This window comes from Thioclava electrotropha (assembly GCF_002085925.2).
GTDB classification, from domain to species: domain Bacteria; phylum Pseudomonadota; class Alphaproteobacteria; order Rhodobacterales; family Rhodobacteraceae; genus Thioclava; species Thioclava electrotropha.
In genome coordinates this window covers 815,821-834,482 of record NZ_CP053562.1, presented here as the reverse complement: position 1 = coordinate 834,482, position 18,662 = coordinate 815,821, and the positions used below count along the sequence as shown (strand labels likewise).

At 63.9% G+C, this 18,662-nt stretch carries 20 protein-coding genes; 7 read left to right on the top strand and 13 right to left on the bottom strand.

The features are described 5' to 3' along the window. Positions 1-8 precede the first annotated feature (8 nt). The 6 genes from AKL02_RS04185 to AKL02_RS04160 form a co-directional block, all read right to left on the bottom strand. Positions 9-974, bottom strand: a complete 966-nt coding sequence (locus AKL02_RS04185) for an FAD:protein FMN transferase (RefSeq protein ID WP_083078677.1) — start codon at positions 972-974, stop codon at positions 9-11. Continuing rightward, a complete protein-coding gene (locus tag AKL02_RS04180; RefSeq protein WP_083078675.1) occupies positions 955-3,162 on the bottom strand; it encodes a PepSY domain-containing protein in 2,208 nt (735 codons plus the stop codon). The genes AKL02_RS04185 and AKL02_RS04180 overlap by 20 nt, the downstream gene beginning before the upstream one ends. 11 nt (positions 3,163-3,173) lie before the next feature. Further along, positions 3,174-3,644, bottom strand: a complete 471-nt coding sequence (locus AKL02_RS04175) for a DUF2271 domain-containing protein (protein WP_083078672.1) — start codon at positions 3,642-3,644, stop codon at positions 3,174-3,176. Positions 3,645-3,683: 39 nt separating this feature from the next. Beyond that, positions 3,684-4,082, bottom strand: a complete 399-nt coding sequence (locus AKL02_RS04170; protein WP_083078669.1) for a PepSY domain-containing protein — start codon at positions 4,080-4,082, stop codon at positions 3,684-3,686. A gap of 174 nt (positions 4,083-4,256) precedes the next feature. Further along, positions 4,257-4,934, bottom strand: coding sequence for a cytochrome b/b6 domain-containing protein (locus tag AKL02_RS04165; protein ID WP_083078667.1), 678 nt, complete (start codon positions 4,932-4,934; stop codon positions 4,257-4,259). Further along, positions 4,927-5,244, bottom strand: coding sequence for a PepSY domain-containing protein (locus AKL02_RS04160; protein ID WP_078599689.1), 318 nt, complete (start codon positions 5,242-5,244; stop codon positions 4,927-4,929). The genes AKL02_RS04165 and AKL02_RS04160 overlap by 8 nt, the downstream gene beginning before the upstream one ends. Before the next feature lie 144 nt (positions 5,245-5,388). On the opposite strand from AKL02_RS04160, the gene AKL02_RS04155 reads away from it, so the two are divergent. The 3 genes from AKL02_RS04155 to AKL02_RS04145 all read left to right on the top strand — a co-directional run bounded on the left by AKL02_RS04155 (position 5,389) and on the right by AKL02_RS04145 (position 8,445). Further along, on the top strand, positions 5,389-6,048 hold the full coding sequence (locus AKL02_RS04155; protein ID WP_083078664.1) for a response regulator transcription factor: 660 nt from the start codon (positions 5,389-5,391) through the stop codon (positions 6,046-6,048). After that, the gene (locus AKL02_RS04150; protein WP_083078662.1) at positions 6,045-7,385 is read left to right on the top strand and encodes an ATP-binding protein; all 1,341 of its coding nucleotides are present in this window, start codon (positions 6,045-6,047) and stop codon (positions 7,383-7,385) included. Before AKL02_RS04155 ends, AKL02_RS04150 begins: the two co-directional genes overlap by 4 nt. 88 nt (positions 7,386-7,473) lie before the next feature. Further along, positions 7,474-8,445, top strand: a complete 972-nt coding sequence (locus tag AKL02_RS04145; RefSeq protein ID WP_232621713.1) for an NAD(P)-dependent alcohol dehydrogenase — start codon at positions 7,474-7,476, stop codon at positions 8,443-8,445. A 16-nt stretch (positions 8,446-8,461) separates the two neighbouring features. On the opposite strand, the gene AKL02_RS04140 is transcribed toward AKL02_RS04145, so the two are convergent. The 3 genes from AKL02_RS04140 to AKL02_RS04130 all read right to left on the bottom strand — a co-directional run bounded on the left by AKL02_RS04140 (position 8,462) and on the right by AKL02_RS04130 (position 10,068). Beyond that, entirely contained in the window at positions 8,462-9,418 is a 957-nt protein-coding gene (locus tag AKL02_RS04140) for an NAD(P)-dependent alcohol dehydrogenase (RefSeq protein WP_083078659.1), read from the bottom strand. Continuing rightward, positions 9,415-9,603, bottom strand: coding sequence for a hypothetical protein (locus tag AKL02_RS04135; RefSeq protein WP_083078657.1), 189 nt, complete (start codon positions 9,601-9,603; stop codon positions 9,415-9,417). The genes AKL02_RS04140 and AKL02_RS04135 overlap by 4 nt, the downstream gene beginning before the upstream one ends. Positions 9,604-9,810: 207 nt before the next feature. Beyond that, the gene (locus AKL02_RS04130; protein WP_078519961.1) at positions 9,811-10,068 is read right to left on the bottom strand and encodes a YjhX family toxin; all 258 of its coding nucleotides are present in this window, start codon (positions 10,066-10,068) and stop codon (positions 9,811-9,813) included. 381 nt (positions 10,069-10,449) lie between these two features. On the opposite strand from AKL02_RS04130, the gene AKL02_RS04125 reads away from it, so the two are divergent. Further along, entirely contained in the window at positions 10,450-11,259 is an 810-nt protein-coding gene (locus AKL02_RS04125) for a M90 family metallopeptidase (protein ID WP_083078654.1), read from the top strand. Positions 11,260-11,391: 132 nt separating this feature from the next. On the opposite strand, the gene AKL02_RS04120 is transcribed toward AKL02_RS04125, so the two are convergent. The 4 genes from AKL02_RS04120 to AKL02_RS04105 all read right to left on the bottom strand — a co-directional run bounded on the left by AKL02_RS04120 (position 11,392) and on the right by AKL02_RS04105 (position 15,319). Beyond that, positions 11,392-12,918 (bottom strand): ferredoxin--NADP reductase, encoded by a 1,527-nt coding sequence (locus AKL02_RS04120; protein WP_083078652.1) that lies wholly within the window; start codon positions 12,916-12,918, stop codon positions 11,392-11,394. Continuing rightward, entirely contained in the window at positions 12,915-13,661 is a 747-nt protein-coding gene (locus AKL02_RS04115; RefSeq protein WP_083078649.1) for an FAD:protein FMN transferase, read from the bottom strand. The genes AKL02_RS04120 and AKL02_RS04115 overlap by 4 nt, the downstream gene beginning before the upstream one ends. Positions 13,662-13,668: 7 nt before the next feature. Then, a complete protein-coding gene (locus AKL02_RS04110; protein WP_165757002.1) occupies positions 13,669-14,079 on the bottom strand; it encodes an FMN-binding protein in 411 nt (136 codons plus the stop codon). A 487-nt stretch (positions 14,080-14,566) separates the two neighbouring features. Next, on the bottom strand, positions 14,567-15,319 hold the full coding sequence (locus AKL02_RS04105) for an autoinducer binding domain-containing protein (RefSeq protein WP_133051977.1): 753 nt from the start codon (positions 15,317-15,319) through the stop codon (positions 14,567-14,569). Between the two features lie 100 nt (positions 15,320-15,419). Here AKL02_RS04105 and AKL02_RS04100 point away from each other — a divergent pair, with 100 nt between their 5' ends. The 3 genes from AKL02_RS04100 to AKL02_RS04090 all read left to right on the top strand — a co-directional run bounded on the left by AKL02_RS04100 (position 15,420) and on the right by AKL02_RS04090 (position 18,620). Then, positions 15,420-16,373 carry an alpha/beta hydrolase gene (locus AKL02_RS04100; RefSeq protein WP_083078836.1) on the top strand — a complete coding sequence of 318 codons (954 nt, stop codon included), beginning with the start codon at positions 15,420-15,422 and terminating at the stop codon, positions 16,371-16,373. A 51-nt stretch (positions 16,374-16,424) separates the two neighbouring features. After that, a complete protein-coding gene (locus tag AKL02_RS04095; RefSeq protein ID WP_083078642.1) occupies positions 16,425-17,345 on the top strand; it encodes an AraC family transcriptional regulator in 921 nt (306 codons plus the stop codon). Between the two features lie 270 nt (positions 17,346-17,615). Continuing rightward, positions 17,616-18,620, top strand: coding sequence for an AraC family transcriptional regulator (locus AKL02_RS04090; protein WP_083078639.1), 1,005 nt, complete (start codon positions 17,616-17,618; stop codon positions 18,618-18,620). The last annotated feature ends 42 nt before the right edge of the window (positions 18,621-18,662 follow it).

Here is an 18,662-nt window from a genome sequence, read left to right as displayed (position 1 = left end):
GACGTGGCCTAGACCGCCGCCGCGACGCTCTCGGGAAACAGATCGCCTGTCCCGAAGCTTTTCACGCACCCGTCGTCCTCGCGCATCAGGAACAGGGCGTCGAGGCCGCGTTTCCTAGCAACCTCCAACCCCTTGTCCGGGCCAAGCACCATGAGCGCGGTGGCCCAGCCATCGGCCTCGGCGCAACTGCGCGCGACCACCGTCACGGAGGCGGGCGATGCCAGCAAGGGCGCACCACGCGAACGATCCATCGTATGCGAGAGCCTGCGCGCGCCGAGGTCGATCCAGTGCCGATAATCGCCGGAGGTCGCGACCGATGCGTTCTCGAGCGCGAGGATCGAATGCGGCGTGCGACGCAGCGGATCGGGGCTCTCGACCGCGATCGTCCACGGGCTGCCATCGGGCCTGAGCCCCACGGCCCGCATTTCGCCGTCGATCCCGACAAGACCGGCCTCGATCCCCTGCGCGGCCAGCGTCTCGGCAAGGCGATCCACGCCGTAGCCTTTCGCGATCCCGTTCAGGTCCAGCACCACGGGGCCGCTCTTGCGCACGCTGTCATGGTCGAGCTCGAGCCATTGATATGCGGGCTGCCGCGACACACTCATCGCGGCGCGGATCGCCTCGGGAGTCGCATCGTCGGGACCGAAGCCCCAAGCCGTGACCGCATCTCCGAGCCCGATATCGAACGCACCGCCCGAGGCTTTGCCGATCTCCAGCCCGAGACGGAGCACTTCGGCCAAACACCCGGGCACCTTCACCCACTCGCCTTCCGCAGCCGCGTTGAGCCGCATCAGGTCGCTGTCCGGTTTCCAGGTGGACATCTGCGCATCCACTGCCGCAACCGCCGCCTGAAGCGCGGCTTGGATCGGCGCGGGGTCGCGCTCGGGCGGTGCGAAGAACAGGGCGGTCCAGCGGGTGCCCATGGTCGCGCCGTGCAAAGCGTGGCGCAGCAGATCAGAAGATGTCTTCGACATAACGGCCCTCCGTTTTCAGTTTGGTCGCACTCAGGCCCGACGCGGCGAGGATGTCATGCAGAGCCTCTGCGACACCCGCCGCCATGTCCCGCCCGCCGCACACCATGATCCGCGCACCGCTCTGCACGAGCCGGACAAGTTCGGGGGCATCGGCGCGCATCGCATCCTGAACATAGCGCGGTCGCTGGCCGCGCGAGACCGAGGTCACGAGCCGCGACAGACGGCCTTCGTCCTTCCACCCGCCGATCTCCTGCGCATAGAGGAAATCGCTTTGCGGATCGCGCATCCCGAAGAAGAGGTGGATCGGGCGCCGTTGCTCGTTTTCGCGCACGAAGCCCACCAGAGGGCCGATCCCCGTGCCCGCGCCGATCAGGATCAGCGGCGCGCGCGAACGGTCCGGCCGGAAGGCGGGGTTGCGTCGAACGAAGGCGCGGACGCTCTCGCCCGGCTCGAGCGCCGTCAGTTGACCCGAACACAACCCGCCGGGATGTTTCTTGACCACGATCTCCAGAAACCCGTCGCGGCGTGACGACGCGAGCGAATAGAGGCGCGGTGTCGGCGCCCCTTCCGGCAGGATCCCGATCAGATCTCCTGCGGCAAACCGCGTGAAGCCAGCCCCCGTCAGGCGCTGCCAGAACGTGGCGCGCGGCAGGGAAAAGCGCAGGATCGACGTCGGCGCCTGCACGTCCGCCCCATAATCGCGCCGCGACTGGAGCGTGAGTTCGGTCGTGGCAGGGGGCGTCGGTTGGTGATGCAGATCGAGCACGATCCCGAGCACTGCGCCCAGCGCCTGCCCCCAGCGCGCGAAGGCCTGCGGCGACTGACGGTCGATCGTGTCATAGGGCAGAAGAACCGGCCACCCTTTCGCCTCCACGGTGTCGGCAATCGTCTGGGCATAGGCGCAATAGGCAGGGAAACTCCGGTCCCCGAAACCGAGCACGGCAATCGGGATATCCAGCACATCGGAGCAGGCGTCGAGTTTCGTCAGAAAGCCTTTGGCGGAGCTGGGCTCCGCCCCGTCGCCATAAGTGGCCGCGAGCACGATGATCCGATCGGCCCGGGCGTAGCGCTCGGGGGCGAAGGAGGACATCGGCGCGATATGAACACTCTGGCCCGCAGCCCGGAGCGCCGCGTGCAGGGTCGCGGCAAAACCCCAGGTGCTGCCGCTCTCGCTGCCGACGAGGAGGATCGTCTCCGCCCGCGCGGCTGGTTGGTTGGCCCGGATGCGCGGGCGACCGCGCCGTCCGGCCAGCCAAATGATCAGGCCGGTGAGCCCCATCACCGGCACGCCCAGCGCCATGAGACCCAGCACCGCGCCAAGCAGCGCAGCGCCCTGCCCCGTATGCAGCATGTAGATGGTTTCCGAGATGCGTTGCCATGCGGTCAGGTCCGCCCAGGCGAGTACGTCGCCGGTGCCCTGATCGAGATAGCCGGTGCCGCGATCGGTCTTCAGCGTGAAAACATCGGTGGCATCGCCGTCATAGGGAAAACTCAGGCTCCGCAGTTCCTTGACCGGCGTGTCGCCGAGCATCGCGAGACCGGCAAGCGGCACGTCAGTTTGGCCGCTCACCTCGGCGGGGATGCCGAGCGAGGGCCCGCCATCGGGGATCAGCTCGAAGGTCGAGGCCGTCATCCACAGAGACGTGGCGGAGGAGAGAAGCAGGCCGATCACCGCGACGCGCGCGATCTCGACGTGGAGCCGCCCGGCGAGCGGCCCGCGCAAACGCGAGAACCAGTTCCGCCAGCCGCCGACACGCCGCGCGACGAGCAGGGCGCCGGAGACCGAGAGCACCAGCATCGCGACGGAGCCCAGCGCGCTTGCAACGCGGCCCGGATCGCCGAGAAAGAGGGAGCGGTGAAGGTTGGTCAGCCAACGCTGAAAGGCATTCGGGTCAGCCGATGCGACGCCACGCCCCGTGGTGGGATCTATCACCGCCGCGCCGGGCTGTCCGGCTTCGAACCAATAGGCCGTGATCCGCCCCGACGGTGCGCGCCGGATTTGTTCGAGACCCGGATAGATCGTCTGGATGCGCTCAGCGAGGGTCGCAACGCTGAGCTCCGCCCCTGCCTGCGGTGCCGCGATCCGCTCCGCAACCGGAAAGACCGCGAGCACCGCGCCACTGAGCGCCAGCACCGTGACAAGCGCCAGGGCAATCAGCCCCGGCCAGCGATGAAACGCGCGGATCATGGCCTGTCACCTCACATGTCGTAGGTGAAATCGGAGACGTAGCGACGCCCCGGAACCGGCGTGCCCGCGCCCTCGGTCGTGAGCGGCACGGCGACCTCGTTGGGGCTGTCGCGCATGTCCTCGACCGCGGCGTCGATATGCAGCGTGTAACCCGCATCGAAGAGCGCATCCGCAAGATCGAGCGTGATCTCGAGCGTCCGGCCTGCGCCTACGCTTGCGCCGGTGATGCCGTTGATCTGCGTCGGATCGCCGCCGGTCGCGCGATACCAGTCGCGGAGATGCTCGTAATATTTGGACTTGCCGCCCGCCATCCAGAGGCTGCCCGCATAGGCGCCCGACGGGTCGGTGACATAGAGCGCGAGATAAGCGCCGTCGCCGCCGTAGTTGTTCAGCGTGGTCTTGAGCGTGACGGGCTGCGCGGATGCGAGCGCGGGAATAGTCAGCGCCGTGCTCAGCGCCAATGTTGCGAGAAGAGATTTCATTTCGGGAATCCTTGTTCTGGGGAGGAATGCGGCGGCGGCTCAGTTCACCTGAACCTTGGGCGGAGCACCGTCACCGAAGAGACCGTTTTTCGGCGGGGCGACCGTGCCGGCGGGGGCCGGGTTGCGCGCCGATGCGCCGTAGTCGTCATCATCGTCGTCCTCGTCATCGTCGTCATAGTCCGACGTGATGAGGCGCTGCGTCGCCGGATCGAGCTTGGCTTCGATTTTCCGCCCGTCGCGGTCGCGGCCCTCGATCTCGTATCGGCCGTCTTCCATCTCGATTTCGTGGACAGTCCAGCCGTTCTCGCGCGCGATCTGCATCACCGCGTCGCGGGACATTCCTTCGCCGCGCGAAGACTTTTCATAGTCGTCGTCGGCCAGAGCCATCCCCGCAGGCAGCAGGGCGATGAGGGGAAGTGCGGTCAGGATCTTTCGCATGGCAGGGTCTCCTTTTTCATCTGCTAGCGACAATCTGGGCAGCGGACCTGAGCGCTTCCTGACGGGCAGAGAGTTTCCGCTTCAGCTTCGCGTCAGGAAAAAGGCCCCGCCTTGTGAGGGCGGGGCCAGGTGAGGCCGCGGGACAAACGGCCTTGGCGATGTGAAAGGGAATCGTCAGGCGATATCGCCGGGTTCAGGCCCACGCTTGTCGCCGGTCAGCATCGACCGCGCGAGGTTTTCGCGATGCCGGAAGGAGGCCAGAACCACACCGGCGACATGCAGCGCCACGAGCAGCAGGACCAGATTGGCGAGAACCTCGTGCAGCTCTTCCAGCGCCTCGTTGCCTTCGCCTTCCGCGCCCTCGCCGTATTCACCGTATTCGCCATCCTCGTCCGCGAAGGCGGGGGTCACGATCTGCGGCAGCGCGGGAAGCATCGCCACGCGCGTGGGTTCCGCCATCAGCCAGCCGGTAAAGGCGGTGCCCGACAGCGAGATCAGCAGCGCCACGATCATCAGCGCCCCCGCAGGGTTGTGGCCGAGATAGCGACGCTCTTTGCCGCGGAGCATGTCGCCAAGATAGGACAGCGTCTGCCCGGGCCCTCTGAGGAACTGGGTGAACCGGGCATAGCGCCCGCCCACGAGCCCCCAGATCAGCCGGAATGCGACCAGCCCGGCGACGGTGTAGCCTGCGATCTCATGCACCGGCTGCAACTCGTCAGCCGTGAACCAAGCCGTGGCGAAAGCCGCAACGAGACCCCAGTGGAAAATCCGCACCAGCGGATCCCAGACCCGCACCTTGCCTCCGGAGCTACCGCCGGAATTCGTCGTGTCGTGAAATGCTGCTTCAGTCATGTTTGTCTCCTTCACGATCTTCGCGGGACCGACCATGTTCATCGCCCTCATATTCGACCTCGAGAATCTGGAGCGTCGAAGGATGAACCGTCACTTCGAGCTGGCGGCCCTGCGCGTCGGTGCCGTCGATCTCGTAGCAGCCGTCATCGATCTTGATGCGGCGCACCGTCCAGCCGTTCTCTTCGGCGAGTTGGGCCACGGCATCGCGCGGCTGCCAATCCGCCATCGGCACGAAACAGTCATCATCGGCCAGAGCCATTCCAGCCGGAAGCACCGCGAGAAAGGCGAGAATTGTCACTGTCTTCTTCATGGGCCAAACTCCTGTTCGTGGCCAACTCTGCACCTTTCATGGGCGATCAATCTGACGGGAACCTGAAGCCGCATCGCGCGCAACGTCAGCTTGGTGTCAGCCGGGCAGGTGAAGACAGGGCAACGGATAAGAGATGGGACCAACATGCGCATCCTGCTGATCGAGGACGACACTATTCTGGGCACCGCGGTGCGCGACCAGATCGCGAGCGACGGCCACTCGGTGGACTGGGTCACGCGTCTCGACGAGGCGGGTGCGTCGGTCCGCAGCACCGGCTATGATCTCGTCCTGCTCGATCTCATGCTTCCCGATGGCCGCGGCATCGGCTTTCTGAAGTCGCTGCGCAGCCGGGGCGATGTGACCCCCGTGATCATCATGACCGCGCTCGATCAGGTCTCGGACCGGATCGAGGGGCTGAACGCGGGCGCCGACGACTATCTCGTGAAGCCCTTCGATCTCGCGGAACTCTCCGCGCGCATCGGCTCGGTCGCGCGACGCTACAGCGGCAATCCGAACCCGATCGTGACCCATGCCGGGCTCGAGATCGACCTTGCCGCGCGCAGCATCCTGCGCGACGGCAAGCCCGTGCAACTGACCGCACGCGAATGGGCCCTGTTCGAGGCGTTCCTCTCGCGCCCCGGCCAATTGCTGTCCAAAGCCCAGCTCGAAGAGAAACTCTATGCCTTCGACGCGGAGGTGGAGAGCAACACGATCGAGGTCCATGTCAGCCGCCTGCGCAAGAAACTCGGTGCCCATGTGATCGAGACCGAACGCGGTCTTGGCTACAGGCTGGGCAAGGCATGAGATTGCCGCGAAGCCTTCAGGCCCGTCTGGGGCTTTCGCTCGGGGTCGTTCTGGCGCTGATGTGGATCGCAGCGGCAACCGTCACCGCGCTGATCGTGCGCAAGGAGATGAGCGAGGTCTTCGACTCCACGCTTCAGGAAACGGCGCAGAGGATCCTGCCCCTCGCGGTCATGGATATCGTGAACCGCGACGGCAACAACACGACACAGCGTCTTGCGAGGCTGCGCAACCACGAGGAATTCTTCACCTATATCGTGCGGGACGCGGAGGGGCACATTCTTCTTCAGTCCCATGCGGCCGATCCGTCCGTCTTCCCCGCCTATGACGGACGGGGGTTCAGCCAGACGGCCACCCACCGGCTCTATAGCGATGCCGCCCTTCAGGACACGATCCGGATCACCGTCGCGGAACCGCTCGCGCATCGTGCGAAGGTCGCGCGAGAGGTGGAGCTTGGCCTTGGTCTGCCTCTGCTGATCGTGATCCCGCTCGCCTTCGCGGCGGTCGTGCTGGCGGTGCGGACCAATCTCGGGCCGATGCGGCGGTTCCGAACCAGTCTAGAGGCGCGCAGCGCCCGCGATCTCACCCCCATTCCGACCGACGATCTGCAGACCGAAATTTCTCCGGTCGCCGCCACGCTCAACAATCTTCTCGGGCGGTTGCGCGAAGGGTTCGAGGCCGAGCGAAGCTTCGCCTCCAACGCCGCGCATGAATTGCGCACGCCCCTTGCGGGCGCCATCGCGCAGACACAGCGTCTGAGCGCGGAAACCACCGACCCTGTCGCGAAGACACGCGCCGCCGATATCGAGGCGACGCTCAAACGTCTCACGCGGCTCTCGGAACGTCTGCTGCAACTCGCCCGCGCGGAAGGCGGGCCTTTGCGGCTTGAGCGCAGCTCGGACCTGCGGGTCGCCGCCCGCCTGATCGTCGAAGACCTCGCGCGCGGCTTCGATCCCGGGCGTATCGCTCTGGAGCTGCCGGAGACGCCTGTCATCTCGGATCTCGATCCCGATGCTTTCGGCATCCTGTGTCGGAACCTGATCGAGAACGCGCTGAAGCATGGGGCGCAGGACGAACCGGTTACGGTGCGCCTGACTGCGAAAGGCGTTTTCACCGTGACGAATGCCGGGCCTGTCATTCCGCAGGAGACCCTCGCGCGCCTGACCGCGCGGTTCGAGCGCGCCGGCAGCACGAATGATGGCAGCGGATTGGGCCTCGCCATCGTCGCCGTCATCGCGGAGCGGATCGGTAGCCCGCTCTCGCTGACATCCCCGCCGAGCGGTCGCGACTCCGGCCTCGAGGTCAGCCTACAGCTGCCGCTGAGTGCGGCGACATCCTGACGAGCCCCGCGCCGAAACCCGTCACGTTCCGAAGCGCGCCTTGTTCAGCGTCACTTGCCGGACCTCGTTCGGCTGATAGTCTGGAAAAATGACCGACGCGGAAACGATGACTGCGGTGCTTTGCGACCGCTATGGAGCGCCTGACACGCTTTGGCTGGACGAGGTCCCCATCCCGGCGCCCGCACCGGGTGAAATCCGGGTGCGCGTGCATGCCGGAACGGTGAACCGGACCGACACGGCCACGCTGCGCGGCCATCCCTTCTTCGCGCGGGCGATGACGGGGCTCTTGCGGCCGAAGATGCCCACGCTCGGGATGGATTTCGCCGGCGTGGTCGACGCCCTGGGCGATGGCGTGAGCGCATTCCGGCCCGGGGAGCGGGTCTTCGGCCTGTCGCCCGAGCGGTTCGGCGCCCATGCCCAATATCTCTGCCTGCCCGCCGACGGACCGATTGCGCGGATTCCGGGCGATCTCGCCTTCGACGAGGCTGTGGTGGGCGAAGGCGCCTGGTATGCCGACGCGACCACCAGCCTGCTGTCCGAGGGCGCCCGCTGCCTGATCTACGGTGCCTCCGGCGCCATCGGCTCTGCGGCGGTTCAGCTTGCCAAGGCGCGCGGGGCGCATGTCACGGCGGTCGTCGGAACCCGTCACCTCGAATTGGCGCAGAGCCTGGGGGCCGACAGGGTGGTGAATTACGAGACCGAGGATTTCACCGCGCTCGGCGAGCGCTTCGATCTTGTCATCGACGCGGTGGGCAAGACCTCGTGGCGCGCCTGCCGCCCGCTGCTGACGCCCGACGGCATCTTCACTGCGACCGATCTGGGCCCCGGCTGGTCGCACCTGTTCCTCTCCGGCTGGTGCGCGCTTACCGGCAGCAAACGCGTGCGGCTCCCCTTTCCCGAGAATGCCCCCGGTTTCGTGCGACGCCTCGCCGGGCTGATGGCGGAGGGGCGGTTCCGGGGCGTCTTCGACCGGCGCTATCGGCTGGACGAGATCGTCGAGGCCTTCCGCTATGTCGAGACCGGGCAGAAGACCGGGATCGTGAGGATCGACATCCTCTAGGATCAGGACGGGCGGATCAGGACGGGCGGATCACGATCTTGCCCCTCACTTCGCCATGACCGGTGCGCGCCAGTGCCTCCGGCAGCTCGGCCAGCGGCAGCTCCGCCTCGAGATGCGGCGCGATCCGCCCCGCCTCTGCCAGCGCCGCCACGCGCGCGGTCAGTTCGCGCCCCGAGGGCACCATCAGCATTCCGATCGACTTGTGCCGCCCCCGGTAGATCGCCCCACCGAGCAGGAGCGACAAGAGCACGCGGACCTCGCCGCCGACCGCCCGGTAGATGCCACCCGGCGCAAGCGCCTTCGCAATGCGGCGTGGCCCGCGCGTCGCCACCATGTCAAGGATGAGATCCCAGGTGGCCCCGGTCTCGGTAAAGTCCTGTGCGCGATAGTCGATCACCTCGTCGGCACCGAGCGCGCGCAGCCAGTCGACCTTGCCGCCATTGTCGACCGCGCTCACGAAGGCCCCCGCCTGCTTCGCCAGTTGCAGCGCCATCGTGCCCGAACCACCCCCGGCCCCGTTGATCAGCAGCCTGTCCCCTGCCGTGACATTTTCAGTCCCGGCGACGGCGATGCCGCCCGCCTGCGGCAGACAGGCGGCGACCGCGTCGGACAGGCTCTCGGGCACCTTCACCATCAGTTCAGAGGGCACGCAGACATATTCGGCGAAGCCGCCGCGGGTCATGACGACGTCCCCCATGACCCGGTCGCCGATCGCGAAGCCGGGGGTGTCGGGACCGAGCTTGTCGACGATCCCCACGACATCCGAGCCCAGCACCGGTTGCTTCGGCCGCCAATACCCGCCGACCATTCGCGCGTAGAACGGCGCACCCGTGAGATATTCCCAATCCGACAGGTTCACCGCGCAGGCACTTACCCGGAGCCGAAGCTGGCCCTTGCCCGGCTCGGGCACCGGCAGGTCCGCAAGCCGCAGCTGCTCGGCCCCGCCGTAGCGGTGATAGGTCATGGCTTTCATTTGCCGGGTCCGGGGGGATCGGTGAACACACGGACCAGCATCGTGCCGATGATCCAGACCCCCAAGGTCCAGACGATGGTGGCGCCGGGGCTCAGGTAGCCGCCGACAAATCCGGCAATCGCTATCACCACGCCGATTGCGCCGACCAGTCCGACCAGTTCTTTTCTCTTCTGTCGCAAGCCCATCGGTCTCTCCCCCTCTTCATGCAAATCCTAGTCGATTCGCGCGCGACGCCCAAAGATCACGGCACCCAAGCCGAACGGCCCGACAAGCCCGACCGACAATCAGCCGAGCCAGTCGCCGATGCGCCCGTAGAGCGCCCTGATCCCTTTCATGGGCACGTCGACCGCCATAGGGGATTGAAGTTCGCATGATCATGCTCCTCCGGTTTGTCATCGTTGATTGAGCTGTGCGCGCACGGCTTTGATGCCTTGCCGCGATACGCGATAAGGCTGGCCGTTCTGCGAGCGGATGAAGCGCCGTTTTCTCAGGCGCATAAACACGTCGAGCGTGCAGTCCGAAAGGACGTAACCGTCGCGCGTGTAACAGGTGATGGCGCGTATCTTGCCGCCCTCGCCTCTTTCATGGTGGATTGCTCCGCCAAGGGCGAGTTCATGCAAAACACGCTGTTCGTGCTTTGAGATATTCAAGGGATTAGTCTCGATTTTATGAGAGTGCAGAAACAGAGGCACTCAGCGTTGCGCGTGAGTGTTCTTTTGGTTCTGGCGTTCCCGCATCACTTGATCGGGAACGGGCTTATGCCCGGGGCTCTTGCATAAAATCTCCATCGCATGAGGTCTCTGCCTCATACCTGTTGGACAGTTAGGCACGGACGCAGAGCACAACAAGTCCCCTGCGACATCTCTGCGCGATCAAAGAAGTGGCGTTGCAGAAATGCGGGCGTTCATGTCCCTCCGCGAAAGCTCTGGCGCCGAGCGTTCTGATAAAGAGCCGCAACGAGAGCGCCGGTTGCATTGTCCTCAGCGACTATCTACGCCATCAGATACACCAGCCCAGATTGGACAGCGGTAATGCCGATTTTCCTGATCCTCATGGTCATTGTCGCAGGCGCCGTTGGAGCGTTCTTCTGGCTCAAGCGGCACAAGCGAGCCCAACTGCTGATGACCGCACTGCCGGAGCGTCAGCGTCGCGTCGTGAAGCAGCAGGTTCCGCTGGTCCGAAGACTGCCGAGCGACCTGCAAGCCCGGCTCGACGGCAAGATCAGCCTGTTTCTGGATCAGGTCGAATTCCTCGGCTGCAATGGCTTGGAAGTGACCGAGGAAATGCGGCTCTCCATCGCCGCCCAAGCCTGTCTTCTCGTCGTGAATTCAGACAGCTGGTACGATCACCTTCGCACCATCCTGATCTATCCCGGGGCCTTCAAGTCCAGACAAGCTCAGCGCAGCGGCTATGTCCTGACAGAGCGCGAAACCATCCGGACCGGGGAGAGCTGGGCGCGCGGTCCGGTCGTTCTGTCTTGGAAGCACACCCGGTGGGGCGCCTCCAACGATCATGACGGCCACAACGTCGTCCTGCATGAGTTCGCCCACCAGCTCGACGATCTTTCAGGTCACACGGACGGCATTCCGGTGCTGAGCAAAGAGCAGAGCTTCGCTGGCTGGGCAGTGCCATTCTCCGAGGCTTACGAGCGCCATGTTCAGCACGTCAAACACGGGCGGCGCACTGTGATAGACGCCTACGGTGCCGAGGGGCCGGAGGAGTTCTTCGCGGTTCTGGTCGAGGCCTTCTTCGAGCGACCGGCAGAGCTGAAACACGCCGAACCTGCCGTCTATGAACAGCTTTCGATACTCTTCCAGCTTGAGCCATCGACATGGGGCTGATGGCCCTGCGCGCAAGCTCGTCCCCGTGACCGTCCGATCTGCACCGGAAGATCCGGCATCCGCCGGCTCATCCCGCTCTCATCGAGGCTTTCAGGACAGCGCGGCATACACTCCAGAACGAGGCCGCCGCCATCACAGCCCGGCGAAGGCGTCGGTGTGAATCCATCTGCGACGGACACCACATTTGCGCAGCATCTTCAGAAATCCGGAGACCATGGTGCTCGCGCCGGAAACATAAACGCGCCGTTCGTCCAGATCGGGAACGCATTCGCGCAAGTTCGTCTCGTCCATCCGGCCCTGCACCAGCGTAACATCGTCATATATGGCTGAGCCGGGTTCTCCGGACACCGCGTAGACCACCTTCATCCCCAATTCGTTGCGCGCGCGTGTCAGAAGCTCTCGATAGGCGATCTCGTCGGCTGACCTGTTCGCATAGACCAGAACGATATCGCGTTTCTCACCGCGTTCGAGGAGGTCGGCGATCATGCTGCGAAACGGGGTAATTCCGATCCCGCCCGCGATGAACAGAAGCTTCTTCTCGCGCTGCCGCGGCAGGACGAAGGTACCCGCGATCTGCGAGCCATAGATCGTGTCGCCTTCCTGCATCCGCAAAAGCCCGCGCTTGAACGCGCTGCCCTGAGGGTTGAACTTGACGCCGACCCGCACGGCTGAGGCCCCGGGCGCGGAGGCGATGGTGAAGGGCCTGCGGTTGCCGCGCTTGTCCGATCCCGACAGCCCCAGCGTCCAATCGAGATACTGGCCCGCCCGGAATTTCAGCGCGCGGTCCGACTGGAAGACGAATTCGTAGCAGTTCGCGGCGATCTCTTCGACGCCGATCAGCTTCATCTTGAACCGACCTTTGGGGCTGGCGGCCCAGGCGTAGATATTCGCCACGAGGAAGGCCATTTCGGGGGAGAAATACATCGTCCCGATATGGATATTCGAGGAAGACAGAACCCCGACGATGGCGGCGTAGACATGCCGCGACCAGCGCCCATGCGCGGCCGTCAACGGCTCCGTCAGCATCGCGAAACCCGCAAAGAACAGCGGCGAATAGAGGAGCGTCTGTTGCAGCGCCATTCCCATCATGCCCGGGGGCGTCGTCAGCAGAACGGCGGCAAGGTTGGACAGGATGTAGACTGCGATCATGCCAAGGCGTTCGATCTTGTAGGCGACGAGCAGCCCTCCGAGGATCACCAGAGGCAACAGCTGAGGCGTGCCCCCGACCCACCACAAGGCCGGGGTGTTGAGCCCTACCCCTGCGACGACCGCGCCGATCGCCACCGGATTGAAGATGTGCTTATGCCCGAGCGTCAGGATGAATTTCGACGCGATCGCGGCGACCGATGCGAGCACGATTGCAGCCAGTGTCATCGGATCGGCGAAATCCGCTGGCGGCATGATGAGCGCGAGGATCAGGGCCGTGATATGAACGGACTCCGCGTTCGTCGGCAGCTTCAGAAAAAAGCTGAAAAGCCGGTTTGTCACCCAGGCGCTCGCGACAGACAGCACGAGCGACACGACAAGCCCGACAGGGTCGAGGAAGGCCGCTCCCATCATGCCGACCGCAACCCCGCCCAGAAACAGGACCCCGAGGTAATAGACCATCAATCGATACATCGTGACGCCATTCAGCGAGCGCCTGATCAGTTTCATCATGAGAAGACAAACTCCTTGAAACCGGTCGTTTGCACGGCCGTTCCATCCTGGTGGATTTGGTAGGCTTCGAGGCCATCGAGGGCTTCGATGTAGTAGATGCCCTTGTCGCCCATCGCGAAGGCCGCCGTGGCGTGTAGGTCCGCGACGAGAACGTCATGCCCGATCACGGTTATGCTGACGGGGCCTTCGATGCGGCTGGTTCGGTCATGCGGGTCATAGATATGATCGCCACGGACGTAGTTGCCTGACGTCGCCACGCCCTGCCCTCTCGGCGCGATCGCCTTGACGATCTGGCGCGGATCGAAGGGATTGCGAATACCGATCGACCACTCGCTGTCGCGCGCATCGCGCCCGCCGACCTGAATGTCTCCGCCCGCGTCGATGCAGAAATTCCCGAACCCGTCCCTCTCGAGCAGTCGGGCCGCACCGAGGATCGCCCATCCTTTCACGACACCGGAAGGATCGATGGTTCCATCTTCGCGCTTAATGTCGAAATACCCGTCGGTGATCTCTTGCATCTCATGCGCGATCTTCAGGACGTCGCGCATCTGGGAACTGAGTGCGGGTTCGTCGATCTCGCCCGAATTGAAGCGCGAAACTTCGCTGTCGGGGCGGAAGGGGCTGAAGCGTTTATCGGCGTCATTGAAGACGTCGAACACCCTTTCGTGAATGTCTGCGCCCTCTGAATTCGGGATGTCGAGCGTGATCGGCATTCCCATGATAATCCGCGTCTCGACGGTCATGGCCGGACTATTTCAGCGATTTCAGCAGCGCATCATTTGCCGAATTCAGGAACGCCTGGCTGGTGAGCGTTGCGCCGGAAATGTAAGAGACGTTGGTATTCTGCGCCATGACGATCTCGCGTTCGAGCATCGGCAGGGCCTTGCTGTTGATATAGCGGCTCGTCCTGCGATCCGTCGGCGATCTCAGGATGTCGATGGAGGCGATTTTCCCATTTTTCACATGGGCTTGCACCTGCACATAGCCGTAATACTGGCGGACCGGAGACCCGGTCCAAGTGCCATCCTGAAATTGAGCGTTCGCGGGGATTTGGCGAGGCGGCGAAAAGCTCGAGAAAAAGCCTGCCGATGCCGCGGTCGAACTGAGCAGCACAGCGAGAACGGTGCCTGAAAGTGCGCTTGTAAACTTCCTGCTCGTCATTGGGGACCTCCTGATATTCCTTGCGGGCTCCCGGCCCGGTGACTTCGATTTGACGGTCGCTCGCCTGCCCCCAGACCACTTATAAAGATACGTGTTCCGCATCGACATTGAAGTCGCGCCCGTTCCCCTTTGCGTGAAGCAATTGCGAGCGAAGGGAGCGGCCCTATCGAGAACGCAGTCGCGCCCGACCCCGTTTCCGGTTGAGGTATCGCTTTCCCTTCGCGGATCTTTCACCCTGCCAGCACTTGTGCGCCGTCAGCCTCACCGCCGCCGGGACAGCAACCTGAGGGAGAACGCAGTCTCTGCGAGGATCGTCAGCCCATATGCCGGAGTGAAAGCCGACGAGAGGTCGGGGGCGGAAGCTATTGGCAACGCGCGGACGGTTCGCACGCTGCCCGGCCCAGACCGACACGAGAACGATAGCCGCGCCGGGCTCGAGACGGGCGACGCGCCCCGACAGTATTGTGCCCGGCCTTCAAACGACCAGCTACGCTGGCACGATAATTTGACGCAATTCCTCAAGCTCCTCCTCGGACATGTCCAGCGCATCGCGGGTCACATCGTGAAGCTCCTGCATCAATGTTTGAGCCTGCTCGATCTCCTCCTGCGTGATCGGACGAGACGGATGGGCAAAGAAACCGAGCGAGCGGTCCAGCTCCCCAAGCGCAATGACTTTTCCGAAGCGCAATCCGAAACGCGCGGCGGCGCCGAACACGTCACTCTGGTCACCGTCGGCGAGATCTTCCCAGTCACAAATGCCCTGATTGGAGATCGCCCAGCGGACGGTCGGATCCACAAAAACGAGCTCTTTTTCAGTGTAGTAATCGACCCACTCTTTTGGGTAGGTGAGATAGCTAAGGGTCGGACTAGCAAAGCGAACATGCAGGCCCAACGCGAATGTCCAATCGCAGACCCGGTTCAGACGTTGCAATAGGTCCTCGATCTTCCGCAGATTATCCATGTCTCGCCTCCTGACCACATCTTGCAACTCTTCGCCGATGCTTTTGGCGTATTTAGGGCAGTTTCTTGAAAACTTCGATTTGTAAATTCGGGAAACGAGCTGAGACCGATGAAACCCGTGCTGTGCCTGAGGACTCTGGAGCATCCGCAGCGGGAGTTTTCGGGTCGGGTGTGCCTTGGGCAGAAAGCGCGATAGCGCCGTTCCGATGGGATCGGCATCCTGAAACGACACCTCGCAGCCAGAAGCACTCAAAAAATGCGCTTTCGGAGGATCAGGCAAGAATACCCCCGGAATGATATATCTGTCTCCGGCCTTCGGGACTTATTTCGAGTGCAACGCCGCTAAGCAGATTGGCGCGTCGATCTCGAAAGGACACATGATGGAACTCACGCAAGACTGGGACAAAACCTTCCCGAAAAGCGACAAGGTCGACCACAGCAAGGTCACCTTCACCAACCGCTACGGCATCACGCTGGCGGGCGATCTCTATGCTCCCAAGGGCGACGGCCCCTTTGCCGCAATCGCGATCAGCGGCCCGTTCGGCGCCGTGAAAGAGCAATCCTCCGGCTTCCACGCGCAGACGCTCGCCGAGCGCGGCTTCGTGACCCTGGCATTCGACCCGTCCTTCACAGGCGAAAGCGGCGGCAGCCCGCGCAATGTCGCCTCGCCCGACATCAACACCGAGGATTTCAGCGCCGCCGTCGACTATCTCGGTCTGCTGGAGGCGGTCGATCGCGAGCGCATCGGCATCCTCGGGATTTGCGGCTTCGGCGGCATGGGCCTGAACGCAGCCGCGGTGGACAAGCGGGTCAAGGCCGTGGCGGTCACCACGATGTATGACATCAGCCGGATGATGGCCAAAGGCTACTTCGACAGCACCACGCCCGAGCAGCGCGCGGAAGCTCTCGAGGCGCTCGGTCAGCAGCGCTGGGTCGATGCGGAAAACGGCGCTCCGGCCTATGGCCCGGTCTCGCTCGAAATTCAGGGCGGCGAGCCGCAATTCGTCGTGGAATACGCCAGCTACTACAAGTCCGAAGAGCGCGGCTTCCACCCCCGGTCGGTCAACTCGAACGCGTCCTGGACGCTGACGACGCCGCTGTCGTTCATGAACATGCCGCTCCTGACCTATATCGACGAGATTTCGCCGCGTCCGAGCCTTTTCGTTCACGGCGACAAGGCGCATTCGCTCTATTTCAGCGAGACGGCTTACGCCGCTGCGGCCGAACCGAAAGAGCTGTTCATCGTCGAAGATGCGAACCACACCGATCTCTACGATCAGGTCGACAAGATCCCCTTCGACAAATTCACCAGCTTCTTCACCGAGAACCTGTGATAAAATGCTCGGAGCCGCCTGAGGGCGGCTCCGACCTGTAGACGGGGCATCATGCCGATGAATGAGCAGACCATCCGATATGGACATTCGCACGACGCCCTCGCCGCGATGATCGCGAAATGGGCCGAGGGTTCGGAAGATGTCTCGACCCCTCTCCCCGATCTGAGCTTCTTCCGGCGCACGCGCCCGACCGAGCCGGATGTCTGCCTGGTCGAACCCGCGCTTCTGGTCGTGGCGCAAGGGGCCAAGCAGATGTTCGTGGGCGGCGCGCCGCATCGATACGACCCGTCCGGTTTTCTGATCACCTCTCTGGAAATCCCCGGGCAGACGCAGATCATCGAGGCGAGCGAAGAACGGCCCTGCCTTGGACTGGTCCTGAAGCTCGACCAGAGGATGCTGGCCGAGATGGTCGCGCGCAACGTGACGCCACCGCCCTCTCACGCAAAGGAGCGCAGCAGTATCGCGGTGGGCACCATGACCTCTGACCTTCTCGCCCCGCTGGAGCGGCTCGTGGCGCTTCTGGACGATCCCGAGGCCCTCCCCGTTCTTGCGCCATTGATCCGGCAGGAAATCCACTATCGGCTCCTGCGCAGCGATCAGGGGGACCGTCTGTGGTCCTTCGTTGCCGCCGGTAGCCCGAACCAACGCATTCTCGCCCTGCTCAACTGGATGAAGCTCAACTATGCCGAGCCCCTCCGGGTGGACGACCTCGCGGCCCGCGCACAGATGAGCAGTTCGACCTTTCACCAGCATTTCCGCGAGCTCACCACGATGAGCCCGCTCAAATACCAGAAATGGCTCCGTCTGAACGAGGCGCGCCAATTGATGCTCAACGACCATCTCGATGCAGCCAGCGCGGCCTTCCAAGTAGGCTATGAAAGCCCCTCGCAGTTCAGCCGGGAATACTCCCGGCTGTTCGGAAATCCTCCCAAGAAGGACATCGATCAGCTGCGGCTCGATGTAGCGATATAAGACGCTCACATCTCTCCAAGGTGGGGCGTCTTGCGCTGCATGAATTCGAGCCAAAATTCGACCTTCAAAACCGGAGGCGGGAATGTCGGCTCGGACGAAGCCGCGTCGCGACATCAGCTTCAGCAACGAAGGTCCGGATGGGGCCGGGACCTTCCTCCTGCACGCTCTTGTTGGATGGAAGGGCTGGCGAAAAGAGGCCACCCTGCCCGCCGCGCGCTCGGGGCCAACGTGAGCTTGGCGGCTCACCACGCGCACCGTAGGATACGGGGCATGGGGTATGTGACGTCTCTCTTCGCACGCAAGATCGTCGCCGCAGCAGGCGGTGACGTTGACGCTGCCGCGATGCTGGCCACCGTCGGGATTACTCCTGACGATCCCTGGAACGCAGGGCGGATGGTTTCCGCCGAGCGTTACTACGACATGCTCGAGAAAATTGCCGATCAGATCGACGTGACGGATCTTCCGCTGCGCACGGGCGCCTCGATGCGGCTTGATGAATACGGTGCGCTTGGACTGGCCTTCAAGGCCGCAACGACGCTCGGGGCGTCCTACGCGCGGGTCGAACGCTATGCGCGCCTCTGGACCAGCGTCGTCGAATACGAGTTGCGGCCGGAGGCCGGGGGCACCCTCTTCATCCTGCACCGCGAAGGCGAGCGGCGCCTCGGGATGCGGCTGTCGAACGAGGCGACCCTTACGAGCGCCGTGTCCATCGCAAGGCAGGTCTCCCCAGTGCCCCTCGCGCCCGTGGAAGTGCTGGTCCGGCATCCCGCCCCGCGCTCGATTACTGCCCACGAAGACTGGTTCGGCTGTCCGGTGCGCTTCGGAGCCGATCTCGACGCGATCTTCTATGACAACGAGACGCTGGCCCGGCCCAATATCCTCGGCGACGAGGGTATTTCAAAATATCTAACAAAGCACCTCGACGCGGAAATGGCCGAGATCACGCAGGAGCCCGCGCTCGTCTCGCAGGCGAAAACCGCAATCGCCCAAGCCCTCAGCGAGGGCGCACCCAAAATGGCCGAGATCGCCCGCAGTCTCGGGCTCAGTGCGCGGTCCTTTCACCGGCGCCTCTCCGAGCACGGGGTGAACTTTCAGAGCCTCACCGAAGAAACCCGCCGCGATCTCGCCGAGGGGCTCTTGCGGGACGAAAGTCATTCTTTGGCAGAAATCGCGTTCCTCACCGGGTTTTCCGAGCAGAGCGCCTTTACCCGCGCGTTCAAGCGCTGGGTCGGCACGACGCCGGCGAGCTACCGCAAGGATTTGACCCACCGCTGACGGGCGCGCTGGCGACGTCGGTCAAAAGGCTGGCCTCACCGG

Bases quoted from the DNA above. Each gene is read 5' to 3' on its own strand.
- AKL02_RS04120 (WP_083078652.1), bottom strand. From the start codon at position 12,918: ATGATGAAACTGATCAGGCGCTCGCTGAATGGCGTCACGATGTATCGA.
- AKL02_RS04115 (WP_083078649.1), bottom strand. From the start codon at position 13,661: ATGACCGTCGAGACGCGGATTATCATGGGAATGCCGATCACGCTCGAC.
- AKL02_RS04090 (WP_083078639.1), top strand. From the start codon at position 17,616: ATGGGGTATGTGACGTCTCTCTTCGCACGCAAGATCGTCGCCGCAGCA.
- AKL02_RS04135 (WP_083078657.1), bottom strand. From the start codon at position 9,603: ATGGGCTTGCGACAGAAGAGAAAAGAACTGGTCGGACTGGTCGGCGCA.
- AKL02_RS04140 (WP_083078659.1), bottom strand. From the start codon at position 9,418: ATGAAAGCCATGACCTATCACCGCTACGGCGGGGCCGAGCAGCTGCGG.
- AKL02_RS04145 (WP_232621713.1), top strand. From the start codon at position 7,474: ATGACCGACGCGGAAACGATGACTGCGGTGCTTTGCGACCGCTATGGA.
- AKL02_RS04175 (WP_083078672.1), bottom strand. From the start codon at position 3,644: ATGAAATCTCTTCTCGCAACATTGGCGCTGAGCACGGCGCTGACTATT.
- AKL02_RS04165 (WP_083078667.1), bottom strand. From the start codon at position 4,934: ATGACTGAAGCAGCATTTCACGACACGACGAATTCCGGCGGTAGCTCC.
- AKL02_RS04160 (WP_078599689.1), bottom strand. From the start codon at position 5,244: ATGAAGAAGACAGTGACAATTCTCGCCTTTCTCGCGGTGCTTCCGGCT.
- AKL02_RS04170 (WP_083078669.1), bottom strand. From the start codon at position 4,082: ATGCGAAAGATCCTGACCGCACTTCCCCTCATCGCCCTGCTGCCTGCG.
- AKL02_RS04185 (WP_083078677.1), bottom strand. From the start codon at position 974: ATGTCGAAGACATCTTCTGATCTGCTGCGCCACGCTTTGCACGGCGCG.
- AKL02_RS04155 (WP_083078664.1), top strand. From the start codon at position 5,389: ATGCGCATCCTGCTGATCGAGGACGACACTATTCTGGGCACCGCGGTG.
- AKL02_RS04180 (WP_083078675.1), bottom strand. From the start codon at position 3,162: ATGATCCGCGCGTTTCATCGCTGGCCGGGGCTGATTGCCCTGGCGCTT.
- AKL02_RS04150 (WP_083078662.1), top strand. From the start codon at position 6,045: ATGAGATTGCCGCGAAGCCTTCAGGCCCGTCTGGGGCTTTCGCTCGGG.
- AKL02_RS04110 (WP_165757002.1), bottom strand. From the start codon at position 14,079: ATGACGAGCAGGAAGTTTACAAGCGCACTTTCAGGCACCGTTCTCGCT.
- AKL02_RS04100 (WP_083078836.1), top strand. From the start codon at position 15,420: ATGGAACTCACGCAAGACTGGGACAAAACCTTCCCGAAAAGCGACAAG.
- AKL02_RS04125 (WP_083078654.1), top strand. From the start codon at position 10,450: ATGCCGATTTTCCTGATCCTCATGGTCATTGTCGCAGGCGCCGTTGGA.
- AKL02_RS04095 (WP_083078642.1), top strand. From the start codon at position 16,425: ATGCCGATGAATGAGCAGACCATCCGATATGGACATTCGCACGACGCC.